Annotated in this window: 15 protein-coding genes; 9 read left to right on the top strand and 6 right to left on the bottom strand. The window is 38.7% G+C overall.

From position 1 onward, the window contains the following. Positions 1 to 406 precede the first annotated feature (406 nt). Complete coding sequence (locus JN080_RS19605; protein WP_256237666.1) at positions 407 to 2,005, top strand: glucose PTS transporter subunit IIA; 1,599 nt, start codon at positions 407 to 409, stop codon at positions 2,003 to 2,005. 351 nt (positions 2,006 to 2,356) lie between these two features. Here JN080_RS19605 and JN080_RS19600 read toward each other — a convergent pair whose 3' ends face one another. Beyond that, on the bottom strand, positions 2,357 to 2,578 hold the full coding sequence (locus JN080_RS19600; RefSeq protein ID WP_256237665.1) for a hypothetical protein: 222 nt from the start codon (positions 2,576 to 2,578) through the stop codon (positions 2,357 to 2,359). A gap of 776 nt (positions 2,579 to 3,354) precedes the next feature. Between JN080_RS19600 and JN080_RS19595 the strand changes: the two genes are divergently transcribed. Continuing rightward, positions 3,355 to 3,672, top strand: a complete 318-nt coding sequence (locus tag JN080_RS19595; protein WP_256237664.1) for a hypothetical protein — start codon at positions 3,355 to 3,357, stop codon at positions 3,670 to 3,672. 458 nt (positions 3,673 to 4,130) lie between these two features. On the opposite strand, the gene JN080_RS19590 is transcribed toward JN080_RS19595, so the two are convergent. Further along, positions 4,131 to 4,334: a hypothetical protein gene (locus JN080_RS19590; protein ID WP_256237663.1), complete on the bottom strand. Its 204-nt coding sequence runs from the start codon at positions 4,332 to 4,334 to the stop codon at positions 4,131 to 4,133. Here JN080_RS19590 and JN080_RS19585 point away from each other — a divergent pair. Further along, positions 4,324 to 4,560, top strand: a complete 237-nt coding sequence (locus JN080_RS19585; RefSeq protein WP_256237662.1) for a hypothetical protein — start codon at positions 4,324 to 4,326, stop codon at positions 4,558 to 4,560. The genes JN080_RS19590 and JN080_RS19585 overlap by 11 nt on opposite strands. A 418-nt stretch (positions 4,561 to 4,978) precedes the next feature. Here the strand turns inward: JN080_RS19585 and JN080_RS19580 are convergent, their stop codons facing one another. Together JN080_RS19580 and yjcZ are read right to left on the bottom strand one after the other, a co-directional pair. Further along, complete coding sequence (locus JN080_RS19580) at positions 4,979 to 5,392, bottom strand: GlcG/HbpS family heme-binding protein (RefSeq protein ID WP_256237661.1); 414 nt, start codon at positions 5,390 to 5,392, stop codon at positions 4,979 to 4,981. A 350-nt stretch (positions 5,393 to 5,742) separates the two neighbouring features. After that, entirely contained in the window at positions 5,743 to 5,883 is a 141-nt protein-coding gene (gene yjcZ, locus JN080_RS19575) for a sporulation protein YjcZ (protein WP_256237660.1), read from the bottom strand. A 284-nt stretch (positions 5,884 to 6,167) separates the two neighbouring features. Between yjcZ and JN080_RS19570 the strand changes: the two genes are divergently transcribed. Next, the gene (locus JN080_RS19570; RefSeq protein WP_256237659.1) at positions 6,168 to 6,593 is read left to right on the top strand and encodes a hypothetical protein; all 426 of its coding nucleotides are present in this window, start codon (positions 6,168 to 6,170) and stop codon (positions 6,591 to 6,593) included. Positions 6,594 to 6,629: 36 nt separating this feature from the next. Here JN080_RS19570 and JN080_RS19565 read toward each other — a convergent pair whose 3' ends face one another. After that, the gene (locus JN080_RS19565) at positions 6,630 to 7,130 is read right to left on the bottom strand and encodes a hypothetical protein (RefSeq protein ID WP_256237658.1); all 501 of its coding nucleotides are present in this window, start codon (positions 7,128 to 7,130) and stop codon (positions 6,630 to 6,632) included. Positions 7,131 to 7,325: 195 nt separating this feature from the next. Further along, positions 7,326 to 7,979, bottom strand: a complete 654-nt coding sequence (locus tag JN080_RS19560; protein WP_256237685.1) for a DsbA family oxidoreductase — start codon at positions 7,977 to 7,979, stop codon at positions 7,326 to 7,328. Between the two features lie 316 nt (positions 7,980 to 8,295). Here JN080_RS19560 and JN080_RS19555 point away from each other — a divergent pair, with 316 nt between their 5' ends. From JN080_RS19555 to JN080_RS19535, 5 genes are all read left to right on the top strand, one after another. Continuing rightward, positions 8,296 to 8,730 (top strand): cell wall hydrolase, encoded by a 435-nt coding sequence (locus JN080_RS19555; protein ID WP_256237657.1) that lies wholly within the window; start codon positions 8,296 to 8,298, stop codon positions 8,728 to 8,730. A gap of 529 nt (positions 8,731 to 9,259) precedes the next feature. Next, entirely contained in the window at positions 9,260 to 12,241 is a 2,982-nt protein-coding gene (gene fdhF, locus JN080_RS19550) for a formate dehydrogenase subunit alpha (protein ID WP_256237656.1), read from the top strand. Then, a complete protein-coding gene (locus tag JN080_RS19545; RefSeq protein ID WP_256237655.1) occupies positions 12,216 to 12,710 on the top strand; it encodes a helical membrane plugin domain-containing protein in 495 nt (164 codons plus the stop codon). The genes fdhF and JN080_RS19545 overlap by 26 nt, the downstream gene beginning before the upstream one ends. Before the next feature lie 19 nt (positions 12,711 to 12,729). Further along, on the top strand, positions 12,730 to 12,939 hold the full coding sequence (locus JN080_RS19540; protein ID WP_256237654.1) for a heavy-metal-associated domain-containing protein: 210 nt from the start codon (positions 12,730 to 12,732) through the stop codon (positions 12,937 to 12,939). Positions 12,940 to 12,971: 32 nt separating this feature from the next. Continuing rightward, positions 12,972 to 13,106, top strand: a complete 135-nt coding sequence (locus tag JN080_RS19535; protein WP_256237653.1) for a hypothetical protein — start codon at positions 12,972 to 12,974, stop codon at positions 13,104 to 13,106. Positions 13,107 to 13,115: the final 9 nt, after the last annotated feature.

The raw sequence follows: 13,115 nt of genomic DNA, 5'->3' as shown, positions 1-13,115 counted from the left end.
GTAAACATTGTACACAATTTGAAGGTGGTATGTCCAGAGAAAATGGAAACTCATAAAAATCTTGGGAAAAGTCAGGAAATTATCCCTTGGATCAGGGTTCTTCGAAAATGTCTAAAATTTAGGTTAAAGCGCTAAGAAAGAAAAAATTTTTAAGATGACAAGAAAGGGATTGCTTAAGCAAAGAAAGGGATTACAAGAACGTTAAACGTAAGAACACCATCTAGACAAGAGTATTATCTTTCAGTTAGTATACTAATATACTAGTATACTATATATGTTGTTTAATGATTTTTATTAGAATAAGTAGTAAGAAAATAGAAATCATAAGATGATATTCCTACTTTAGAAAGTTACGCTTATAAAAAATCGTTTTTACCCTCAAATTGCAAACAAGGAGAACACAAAAATGGAAGCGATTAACACATCAAGAAATGTTTCTGCAGAAAAAAAAGAATCAGTCATGAATAAAATTTTAGGAATAATAAGTGGAAGTTTCGTACCTATTTTAGGGGTACTTGCTGGATCTGGATTAATTTCAGCTTTATTATCCATTTTAATGACAGTAGGATGGTTGTCTCCTAAAAGCGGAACCTATGCTATACTTTCTGCTGCTGGACATGCAATTTTTTACTTCTTCCCTGTTTTTCTTGGGATGACATTAGCGATAAAACTTGGAGCGAATGGCTACGTTGGTGGCGCTATTGGTGCAGCACTTTTGGAACCGCATTATACAGAATTAGTCGCATTAAAAGCACAAAATGTAGAGTTCATAGGCATTCCGGTCATATTAACAAACTATTCATCAACAGTTTTTCCAATCTTAATTGCCGTTTCAATTTATGCAGTCTTAGATAGGTTTTTGAAAAAAGTGATTTATAAAGACTTACAAATGTTTGTTAATCCACTAATATCATTACTTGTTATTGTTCCTTTAACCGTCCTTATTTTTGGACCTTTTGGTACATATGTCGGCGGAGCATTAGCTGTGGTTATCAAATTTTTAAGTGCAAAAAGTGGAATACTAACAGGGGCAGTGTTGGGAGCTGCATGGTCATTCCTGACCATATTGGGTCTGCACTGGGCAGTTGTTCCAATCATGATTGCAAATCTGGCAACTGGCGGTGACCCAATTGGCCCGATGGTAGCTGCAGCACCTTTTGCCCAAATCGGGATGGCCATTGGGGTTTTCCTAAAAACGAAACAGAAGGATTTGAAAACTGTCGCAGGATCAGGGCTTATTCCTGCAGCCTTAGCAGGTACTACAGAGTTAATTACTTATGGTATATTAGTACGTTACAAACGAACGATGGCCATTGTAGCAATATCCGGTGCAATTGGCGGAGCGATTAGTGGAGCATTTGGAATAAAAGCGACTGGATTTGCTCTTCCAAGTTTCTTGTCCATTCCTGTATATTCGCCGATCGGACTATTTGTAATTGGTACTTTCACTGCCTTAGTTTTAGCTTTGGTTCTCACACTTATTTTTGGTTATGAAGGGAAAAGTAAGGCAGTGCCTGTTGATTCAAGACAATTTGAATTAGCGCCTGTTAAGAAAGAAATGATTCCAAGTCCGTTAAGCGGCGGAATTTTTCCATTAAGCGGAATCACCGATCCACTTTTTTCGACTGAAACGGTAGGAAAAGGAATTGTGATTGATCCAACGAAGGGTGAAGTAATTTCACCAGTTAATGGAATCGTGACAACCTTATTTCCAACGGGGCATGCCATTGGAATTACATCAGAAAATGGGGCTGAAATCTTAATTTATATTGGGATTGAAACCATTAATCTGAAAGGTCAATATTTTACTTCTCATGTTAAACAAGGGGATGCAGTGAAGAAGGGGGACTTGCTGATCCAATTTGACATTGAAAGCATTAAAGCTGCAGGCTATGATGTGAAAACTCCTGTAGTCATCACCAATACCAATCAATATTTAGAGGTTGTTCCAAGCAAAGCTGAAAAAGTCCAAGCAAAAGATGAATTAATCAAGCTTGTTGTATAATAAAAACGGTGAGGGAATGTCTCTCACCGTTTTTTTCTATTTTAACTATGCAGTACAATGTTAATTTGGGCGGCCAATATGCTTGAAAACATATATCCCCACTAGAATTAAAAGGTTTCCAGTTGAATATCCACGGTATATAGGAAAGACTTCGAGATTTATTCCGTTTGTTTGGTAAATGTCAGCTTCGAATAGGGGAGAGTATATGAATGGATTTATTAAAGACTGGGTTTGGAAGAAGCAAAAGGAAACTAAAAAAAGCCTGGAATAAGGGCCCAGACTCTTTAACTGCTTATAATAATTCGCTGCTGACGCTACCTCTCTATCGCCCATCTCCAGGGTTATTTACGGTCAGGCGTGTTTCATCCCTTTCCTTTCAATATTCCATATTGATATTTCATGTATAAAACTTGTGAATTCTTCTAACGTTATTTCACATTTATCTCGCAAATCATGGAAGAATTGGGCATAGTTAAAATCCATATTTTCCGAAGACATTTTAATGATGTCATATAAATAAAGAAGGAATTCATCTCGCGTTAAGGGGTGTCCGTCTATTGTTTTCAGGTTCAATTAGACCCCTCCTTTACAGTTCTATTTATTAAATGCGCATACCTTAGTTTAGCCATAGAGCCATCTATCTTTAGCGACAAATTCTTAACAAAGAAAACCGTTTCTGAACGGGTAGAATGAAACGGGAAACCAGTCAGCTTTATTTTTTACATTCCACAAGAACTGCTACACTGTAAGCACCTTGTAAAGCTAAATATGCATCTTCGCCAATAAGCACAATTGTTCTACATCTTGGCACGGTTTTTCCTCCTTTTGCACTAGACGACAAGGGAAATGCAACCATACTCACTATTCCAATGCTTAAAAAAGCCTTAAGAAGTTTGCTTTTCACCACACCCCTCTTTTCAACAATAAAAATGCCCCTAATCGGGAGACGTCTTTCTGTTGTTGTTGGTTTTCTCCATTTTATCAAGGAATTTGAAATTACACGATAATAAATTTAAAAATTCAGAATTTTTATTGTGAGTAATTGAGGTTATTTTTGGGATAAAAAAATTGAGGTGCGAGAGAATGGACGATAAAAAGGTAACGGATATTAAGTATAAGCGATTGGACAAAGATCCCGAAATAAGAAGAAACTCGAAAAAAACTAATCAAATTTTCAAATGAGCTACCTAAAGATACCATCTATACATATCCAGAAATGATCCAATGAATCATAAGGAAGAAAACGGCTGAAATACAGGAATCATGCATTTAGAAGAAGAAATAAAAGCATGATTTAGTAGCAAAAATGGAATAGGAAAAAATTTAATAGATGATAAGGAGTTTTTACAATGACGGAACAATTATTCAATTTACTGGATTCACTGATGGAAAAACAAATAAAATTGAATGAAGTATTAGAAGTATTAGGAGGAACCGTAGACAAATATTTTCTAACGGAACAAATAAAAATGATTGAGTTAATGATTGTAAAATCAATGGGTGGTAATCAAGGACATTATAATCATATTGATACAACCGAGCTTTTTTATAACTATGAAAACTACAAACACCATGAAGGTAATAAAGCAGAGTTAATTGCTTTTATCGAAGAAACCATCGAAAACGATTGGCAAGATGAAGCACAAGTGACATTTAGAAGAACTTAAATAAATAAAAAAATGGTGTATTTTACATTTGGAACCACTGAAAAATATTTAAAGCAACACTAAAAAAAGCCGGCTTTAAAATTCAGAAATGTGAATTTTAAAGTCGTCTTTTTTAATCTAAGGGGAGATTTTGCCCATATTCTTTATCAATTAGTTTCAATATTCAAAATAGCCATATATAGACTAGAAATCATCGACATTAATTTTTTTATGAAATATGTTAAACCTCCAATTAATGATTTTCCACCCTGTTGATTGAAGCGGAAGGCGCGAACACTCATACGGGAGTACGGGGCAGGAGAGACCCCGCATTGAGCGATAGCGCCGAGGAGGCTCCCCCCGGACCGCTCGCGCCTGAAGCGCGAACCAACAGACAATTTTCAAAGAAACCATACATTAAAGGGGACTTTTTCAGTGTTCTCAGTAAAAGCCCTGTCTTTTTTATAATCTGTTTTGTCTTAATGTTCTTGTGGAGGAGCTTGTTCCTGTGGAGTCCGATCGGTAACCGGGTCATGGGGGACATTTGGTTTTGTTCCACTATGAGCGGTTGCTCCTGTGTGTTCAACACCACTTGAAATGGAACCTGCATCAGATGGTCTACCTTCCCCGCCTTCCGGTTGAGCTGCTGTTTTTAAACCTAGTATATTTTTCATGTTTGGCATGTGTTCACCTCCCTTTAAAATAGTTTGCACTTTTAATTTATTTTCTATTATGAATATAGATAGAGCGGCATTACAACGGAAACATCAAAAAGAACAATTACAAGCAGAACAGGCTTTTAAACCCGGACTGATTAAGAATGAGCAACGAGAAGAAATATTCGAAAGACACGAAAAAGAAGCTATGGAATGGAAAACAGCTAATTTTATAGGGGAAAAGGTAGGCTGATCTGACAGACCTTTTCTTATTTTGAAAAAAGCTGTGAAGTATTGTACCTAAACTAATGGCAGTTTAGGTAAAGTACATAATGTAGTTAGAATACAAATGCCTTATATCAAAATTAGAGGTGACCGTGTGCTGGAAAAAAGGAAAGGATAATCAACAGAATTATATGAACGTACTTTCTGTCAATGAGGAAAATTAGTGGCTAAATTAGTACTAAATACCTTTAAAAAATGAAAAAATTATTATATTTTTAAATTATTGGCATATGGTTAATTTTGGATAAAAGAAGAATAGCTGACTTGGCAAAAAGAAGCGTTAAATGCTCCTTCAACACGAAGGCATTTTAACGCTTCTTTTTTTCTTTAACATTCATTTATAAAGTGTAAATCAATTCATTTTATTCAAATAGAATGTTATGTAGTTACATATATTGTTCAAAAGCTCTAACAGCAGCCTCTGCCACTTTCACATCGTTTGCTACCGCACTACCGCTTACTCCAACCGCACCTATTACTTTTCCATCCTTGACAAGAGGAATTCCTCCGCCAAAAACAACAATGCGACCATTATTTGTTGTAGTTATTCCATATAATTCAGTATTCGGTACAGTCACATCAGCTAAATTAGCAGTTGGCATTTTTAGAGCCACAGATGTCCAAGCTTTATTTTGAGCAATATCAATGCTAGCTAGCCATGCATCATCCATACGATGAATAGCAATTAAGTTTCCGCCTTCATCTAGTATAGTAATTACCATAGAAACGCCAAGCTTATTTGCCTCTGCTTCTGCACTCTCAATTAATTTTTTAGCTACTTCCAAGTTTAGTTTACTCACTTAAATCCCTCCTGATGTTATTAATTCCTTAATTTGTAATAATTTATTCAAAATGTATTATACTAGTTTTTTGATGTGAATTCTTAAGCAAAAAGTAATGAAATCAGCAAAATTAATAAAATTAATAAAATTAACAGGAGCTTAACAAATGTTTAGAAAGGGAAGTACGTTAATTTTAGAGCTGGGACAGTGGAGGTAACTGCCCCGCCAGATCCTAAGATAGGTAACGAACTTCTTATATGAGCAAATTGAGGTAATCCATATAGAGAATATAGAATTATAGAGAGTAAGACCAGTGGCTCTAAAAAATTTATACTGCTAAAGGTTTGGATATGGCTATGCAATTGCACCTAGAAACAAATGATCGAGCCAATTATTATCAACAAAATGAAAAGTACAATGATTAGTAAAAAAGTACCGCCCATTCCGAGGCCCCCGCCATATCCGAAGCCGCCGCCATATCCGTAACCACCGCCATATCCACTAAACATAAAAAACACCACCTTATAAATGCGTTAGTATAACATATGCTGAAACGTTCTAGGCGGGTGAACACTGTTCCTTATTAAGCTAACGGATTACTTTGCTTTAACAATGGGAGCAAGGTATTTTTCTTATTCAAGTAACGTGTGTTTAGTTCAATAAAAAATTATGAAAAATGGCTCTTGTTACCTTATGAAGCGTAATATAATGTTAAGAGAGGATATAATAAATCGGAGCAAGATAAGGTTTTCTTGCGTTTGTTGAAAATGTTTTTTAGAAAGGGTAAAGAAAAATGCTCTATATATGGGATATTGAGAAGATCATTAAAAATACATTACAAGAGCTTAAACTAAATATAAATGTTGAATTCAGCGATAAACTCACTGCACCTATGAGTTATAACGTATCGACAAATACGATAAAGTTTAACTACATACAAATTAACGGATATAACGCTAAAATTAACTTTAAAATCAAAGAAACAGATGAAAATTTCGTGAAAATTATTCTTTATCATGAGCTCGGTTATTATTTAGATTTTAGAAAAAATACACGAGTTCTAAGGACTCTTATTTATGGTGAAGAAGAAGAAAAGGAACAGCTTTTAGCAGAAATCGAAGTGAATGCCTGGGAGTATGGAAGAACACTGGTACCTGAATATCTAGGAAAAGCATATGATCAAGTACGAGAATTGGATAAACTTCTGTTAAAAGTCTGAACAAATGAAAGGGACAGTTCAAAATCAACCAATCGCTCACAAAGGAATAAGCATATGCAGTAAAAATAAAACAGTAAAAGCCATCGCCATTATTCGGTGGAACTTTTTGCGAAATCCAGATGCCTTTTTATGGCGCAAGTATCCAGCAAGTAAAGTGATCACAAGAAAGGTTACGGAGGTGTACCCCAGCAACATCTTGAGATGATTATATCCACTGATGGGACCGATTTTAACAAGGTTAATCAATACGTGACCAAGGATGAGGATGGAAGCCGTTATAGCCATCTTAATATGCCATTTCATAAAGTACCTGGAGAAAGTGGCAAGCCGAACCTTAACATTTCTTTGTTTTGTTTTTCGAATAATCAAGAATATAAAATACATATTCACATTAAAGATAAATAAAATCATAGCGGCTTGAGCCAAAAACTGGCTGATAATGATTAGTGTGCTATCATGCGGTCGAAAAAACCAGATATAAAGAATCGATCCAAGAATAAGAATAACATTGGCAATCGTCCAAAGCCTATGGTACAAGCAAATCCCTCTTTCCTGTTACAATTGGGCATTTTGGTTTTCGCTAAGAAGTTAAGATGACTCCCCGTTATTTTCATTTTATTATATGATTTTGGTCCTGGAAATACATTATAAAAAGAACCAGGCTGCGATTTCCTGGTTATGGGAACGTGGCTGGTTCTTTTTTTTTAGATGCAGAGTATAGTTAAAATCGTATTACTTCTTAGGAATTTCGCATCCATTTTCATCACAGATCGGTCCGCCCTGATTGTTTAAAACGACGATTTGATCTTCTGCGATGATTTTTTTCAATGCCCCAACAAACACTTCAGTTGGCTGAGCACCGGTAAGGGCGTATTTTTTATTAATCAGAAAGAAGGGGACAGATGTAATGCCATACTGTCGTGCTGTTTGCTCATCAGTACGAACGGCATCCGCCATCTCATCGCTTGCCAGCATTTTTTCTACAGCTTCACGGTTCAATCCTACCTCTGCAGCCAAATCGGTCAATGTTTCATGGTCACCAATATGCTTGGATTCGGTAAAATAGGCACGTAAAATCCTTTCCGTCATTTCTTTCATTAAACCCTGTGTCTGCGCATGCATTGCCAAACGGTGAGCATCAAAGGTGTTTGTTAAAATCATGGTATCCATTTGATAATCCAGCCCAACGTCCTTTGCCATTTCTACTACATGTTGTGTATTCGCCTTTGCCTGGGCGATGCTCATGCCATATTTCTTGGCTAAACTTTCGTAAACATTTTCTTTTACATCCCGTTCGTTTGTTGGATCCAATTCGAAGCATCGATACGTCACTTCAATGGGATGGTCAATCTGCTTAATGGCGTCCTCCAGACGCCTTTTGCCAATATAGCAAAATGGTCAAGCAAAATCAGTCCACATTTCAATCTGCATAGTAATCCCTCCATTTCGGTATTCCCCTATAGTATAGGGGTTGTGCTTAGAATTTACACACAATTTGATTAGGTTGCTAGAATACGTGTCCAATAATCTGTGGGTAATCCTGATTGAGACCAGATAGCATGGCAGTTGTTCATTAGCTTGCTAAGTAAGGGTACTAATTCTTGTGTGATTTCTCCACTTGGCAAACATTTTTTACTTCAAAACAGAACCCGTTAACATAATATAGGCTTTTCATCATACATTTAAATCGGAGGTGAAAAGGATGCCGAGAGCAAAATATAGATCATCGGATGTAAGTCTGATGGCAAGGATGCTGAGAGCAGAAGCTGAAGGGGAAGGAAAGTTGGGAATGATGCTTGTAGGGAATGTAATCGTTAATCGTGTAAAAGCAGATTGTTTAGACTTTAAAGGACTAAGGACAATTCCACAAGTAATTTTTCAAGTACAAGGAGGAAATTATTCTTTTGAAGCTGTTCAAAAGGGTAATGTGTTTTACCAAGCTGCGAGAACAGTAGAGAAAAGATTAGCAAAAAAAACTTTGGATTACTGGAGGAATTTCCCAGCCAAACATTCCTTATGGTATTTTAATCCTCATGCTCCATGTCCACCAACATGGTACGGTCAACCAGCATCAGGGCAATATAAACAGCATTGTTATTATGAGCCGAAAGAATGTCCTAGTGCATACAGTTGGTAAAAAATGAAGTTCCACACAATTTGTGGGATTTTTTTATTTTCTTCATAGCTTCATACTTTGCGTCAAAAGAAAGGATATCTTAAACAAAAAATCCAGTTTAAACAGTTCGTTGAAAACATCTGTAAGGAATTAATTGCGGATTAAGAGGAGTTTGATTTGTCTTAGTTTAAAAAGTTATTAAAAATAAACAATAGAAAATGCTCAGTTCAATGAACTGAGCCATTCAGACTGTCGGCAAACCCGATTTTATTCGAATTTGTCGATAGTCTATCTCTTTCGAAAATGGAAGGGATTATTATTTTCCCATAAATCCCCAGGAAAAATCCATCAGAAAAAGCAAAACATTACTTGGGTTCCTTTTTGCAGTTACAAAAGGGACACCAACAAGGATAGTACCAGTGGCATCACTTACCCCAAAATTTTTAAAAATGAATTCTCTCGATATATTTCCCATTTTTCTTCCTTAATAATTTTTCTCAAATAGTAGATAATACAACATAAATATTAACCAAGAAATAGGGTGAAAAATATGGATGAATCTAATTTTTCCATTCATATCAATAAAAAAACGTATAGAGCTGAGCCTGGGCAAACCATTTTAGAGGTGGCTCAGTCACAGGATTATATTATTCCCAGCATCTGTTATCATCCAAACCTCGGAACGATTCAAACATGTGATACTTGCCTGGTAAATGTCGGCGGTCAGTTGGTTAGGGCCTGCAGCACGAAAGCGGAACCGGGAATGGATGTGGATACTTTATCGAGACCGGTAAAAGATGCCCAATATGAAGCGATGTCCAGAATCTTAAAAAATCATGAATTGTATTGCACAGTTTGTGATAACAACAATGGAAACTGTGTTGTTCATAACACAGCGGAGTATTTAGAAGTCGAACATCAAAAATATAAATTTGAAGCCAAACCATATCCACCCGATAATTCTCACCCGTTTTACAGGTATGAGCCAGACCAATGTATCCTTTGTGGAAGATGTGTGGAAGCATGTCAGGATTTACAGGTGAATGAAACATTGACGATTGATTGGTCGAGAGAAGCCCCTCGTGTCATCTGGGATCATGATGTGCCTATCGATGAATCTTCTTGTGTATCTTGCGGCCATTGTGTAACGGTTTGCCCTTGCAATGCGTTAATGGAAAAATCAATGCTGGGAGAAGCCGGGTTTTTAACGGCCATACCGCCAAAAGTTCTTGAACCAATGATTGATCTGACAAAGGAAATCGAGCCGGGCTATCAAGAGATTTTTGCTATTTCAGAAATGGAATCAGCCATGAGGAAATCACGAATTAAACGGACAAAAACGGTTTGTACCTATTGCGGGGTGGGCTGCAGCTTTGAAGTTTGGACGAAAGACCGTAAAATTTTAAAGATAGAACCACAGGTTGAAGCACCGGTAAATGGAATCTCTACATGTGTCAAAGGAAAGTGGGGTTGGGATTTTGTTAACAGTGAAGAGCGGTTAACAAAACCGTTAATCCGCAGGGGCGAAGAATTTGTCGAAGCCACATGGGATGAAGCTCTAAATCTGATTGCCTCTAGGCTGACACAAATGAAAGAGGAACATGGGCCCGACTCCATTGCCTATATTGCTTCCTCTAAATGTTCAAATGAGGAAAACTTCTTATTTCAAAAATTCGCCCGGGCTGTCATGGGAACCAATAATATTGATAACTGCTCCAGGTACTGCCAGTCGCCCGCGACCGCAGGCCTTATGCGGACTGTCGGTATCGGCGGAGACTCAGGCACGATAAAGGACATTGAAAAGTCGGAGTTAATTATCATCGTTGGCGCGAATCCCGCTGAATCGCATCCGGTACTGGCTACCCGAATCAAAAGGGCCCACAAGCTGCATGGCCAGAAATTGATTGTCGCAGACCTTCGGGGAAACGAAATGGCAGAGCGTGCGGATCTCTTCTTACACCCTGAATCCAGCACTGACATCATCTGGCTCTCAGCGGTTACGAAATATATGATTGACCAGGGATGGGAAGATAAAGAGTTTCTGAAAAGCCGCGTAAACAATGTGGAAAAATACATTGAATCCCTGAGCAAATTTACCCTTTCCTATGCCGAAGAAAAAACGGGGTTGACCCAAGCAGAGATGATTCAAGTTGCCGAGATGATTCATGAGGCAAAAACGGTTTGTATTCTATGGGCGATGGGAATTACTCAGCATATGGGAGCAACGGATTCCAGCACAGCGATTGCCAATCTGCTGCTTGTGACGGGAAACTTCGGCAGGCCTGGAACAGGAGCATACCCATTAAGAGGCCACAACAATGTGCAAGGTGCGTGTGATTTTGGAACAATGCCTAACTGGTTTCCAGGCTATGAGCCTGTTCAGGATCAGGAAATCAGGGAACGGTATGAAAAAGGCTGGGGTGTGAAACTTCCGGAGCATCCGGGCTTTAATAACCATCAAATGATTGAAGGGGTTCAGAATGGAAAAATTAAAGCCTTCTATTTATTTGGTGAGGATATGGCCTTTGTTGATTCCAACTCCAATCATGTCGAGGCCGAGTTTGAAAAACTGGAATTTTTCGTGGTTCAGGATGTCTTTTTCTCACGGACGGCACAATACGCCGATGTCATTTTGCCGGCCGCGCCCAGCCTGGAGAAGGATGGGACCTTTACGAATACAGAACGGCGGATTCAGCGTTTCTACAAAGTTATTGAGCCGCTTGGCGACTCCAAGCCTGACTGGCTGATTTTTCAGGAGCTGGCCAACCGTCTAGGTGCAGACTGGAACTACCGGCATCCAAGTGAAATTATGGCAGAAGCGGCCTCTCTTTGCCCCGCTTTTGCAGGGGTCAGCTATGAACGTTTGGAGGATTGGAATAGCCTGGTATGGCCAGTGAAAAAGGACGGAACCGATACGCCGCTCCTTTATACAGACAAGTTTGCCTTCCCCGATGGCAAAGCCCGTCTCTTTCCAGTGGAATGGACAGAACCATTTATTGCAGGGAAAGAATTTGACCTGCATCTGAACAATGGACGTTTACTCGAACACTTCCATGAAGGAAATATGACATACCAATCGGAAGGACTTACACACAAAGTCCCTCATCCGTGGCTTGAAGTATCTCCGGAATTGGCGCAAGAACGGGGCCTTGAGGATGGTTCGCTTGTTCGATTAACATCACCTTACGGAGAAGTAGAAGTTCGTACGATGGTTACGGACCGCGTGAAAGGAAATGAAATGTACTTAACCATGAATACAAGAGAGACCACGGAGGCTGTAAATCGCCTGACAAGCAGCTATCACGACAAAATTACGCATACGCCGAGCTATAAAGAAGCCGGAGTAAAAATGGATATACTCGAAATCAAGGGGGAGCCTCCGCTGCCAAAAGTGAATTACCGCTTCGGACACCGGGTGCCACAGATTAGTGTAAGAGTGGAAGAAAAGTGGAAACGGGCGGACTTTACACCTATTCCAGAATTGATTGATTTAGGGGGCGAGGAATTTGGCGAAACCGATAAGGCACATTAACAAAAGCGTTCCTAATCCAATCGAAGAGCAGGCGCAGGCGGCAAATGATATTGTAAAGGCACTTAGTGAAAACCGTGAAGCTATTATTTTGACCCTTGATATTTTAAAGAATCTGCATGAAATGGGCGCGTTAAATGCTGTCAATGCAATGCTCGAGCAGCGAACAGAGGTAGGAGCTATTGCGATTCAGCAAATGAACCAGCCTGGCATGCAGCATGTGTTAAAAAATGCTATGAGTGTATTCAATTTTTTGAGTTCTATGGACCCAAATCATATGCAATCCATCTTAGATGGGCTAACCAAAGGACTGGGATATGCAACGGAACGGCTTGAATCGGGTAAAAACCCGAGTCTTTGGGAATTAGGGACCAGTATGCGAAATCCCGAAGTGAAAAAATCATTATCGACCATGGTGGATGTACTTCACGGGCTTGGCGAAGCCTTTCAGGATGAAAAGATGCCTCAATAAGGGAGGAGGAAACCAAAGAATGCAAACAGGGATAATTAAGATCGATGGAATTCAGTCCCGGCAGGATGCAGACAAAGTTCTCAATGCCCTTCATGGAGTATGGGGAGTTCTTGATGCCAAAGTCAATCTGAATAATCATGAGGCTGCCTTCAGATATGATGAAAAGGCAGCCTCGGAGCAGGACTTTGAAGCGGCGATTACGGAAATCGGTTTTGGAATCAGGAGTTAAATTTCTTTTTTCAATGGAAGAAGGTGAAGGCTATGCTGGTTTGTGAAGTGTGTGGTCTTGAGGAAGAGATCGAAAATGGGGATGAACAAGTCTTACAGTCTGCTATTCTGCATATTTGTGAAAATTGCCGAAATGATCGTAAAATCAGCGCTGACGAATCGTCATGAATAATGCCC

Source organism: Bacillus sp. EB600 (genome assembly GCF_024494385.1).
Taxonomy (GTDB): Bacteria; Bacillota; Bacilli; order Bacillales; family Cytobacillaceae; genus JAEVLT01.
Note: the sequence above shows the minus strand (reverse complement) of the source record. Positions and strands in the feature narration are given on the sequence as shown.

Coding starts and splice junctions, on each gene's coding strand:
- fdhF (WP_256237656.1), top strand. CDS start 9,260: ATGGATGAATCTAATTTTTCCATTCATATCAATAAAAAAACGTATAGA.
- yjcZ (WP_256237660.1), bottom strand. CDS start 5,883: ATGTTTAGTGGATATGGCGGTGGTTACGGATATGGCGGCGGCTTCGGA.
- JN080_RS19555 (WP_256237657.1), top strand. CDS start 8,296: ATGCCGAGAGCAAAATATAGATCATCGGATGTAAGTCTGATGGCAAGG.
- JN080_RS19590 (WP_256237663.1), bottom strand. CDS start 4,334: ATGCCAAACATGAAAAATATACTAGGTTTAAAAACAGCAGCTCAACCG.
- JN080_RS19540 (WP_256237654.1), top strand. CDS start 12,730: ATGCAAACAGGGATAATTAAGATCGATGGAATTCAGTCCCGGCAGGAT.
- JN080_RS19535 (WP_256237653.1), top strand. CDS start 12,972: ATGCTGGTTTGTGAAGTGTGTGGTCTTGAGGAAGAGATCGAAAATGGG.
- JN080_RS19570 (WP_256237659.1), top strand. CDS start 6,168: ATGCTCTATATATGGGATATTGAGAAGATCATTAAAAATACATTACAA.
- JN080_RS19595 (WP_256237664.1), top strand. CDS start 3,355: ATGACGGAACAATTATTCAATTTACTGGATTCACTGATGGAAAAACAA.
- JN080_RS19605 (WP_256237666.1), top strand. CDS start 407: ATGGAAGCGATTAACACATCAAGAAATGTTTCTGCAGAAAAAAAAGAA.
- JN080_RS19585 (WP_256237662.1), top strand. CDS start 4,324: ATGTTTGGCATGTGTTCACCTCCCTTTAAAATAGTTTGCACTTTTAAT.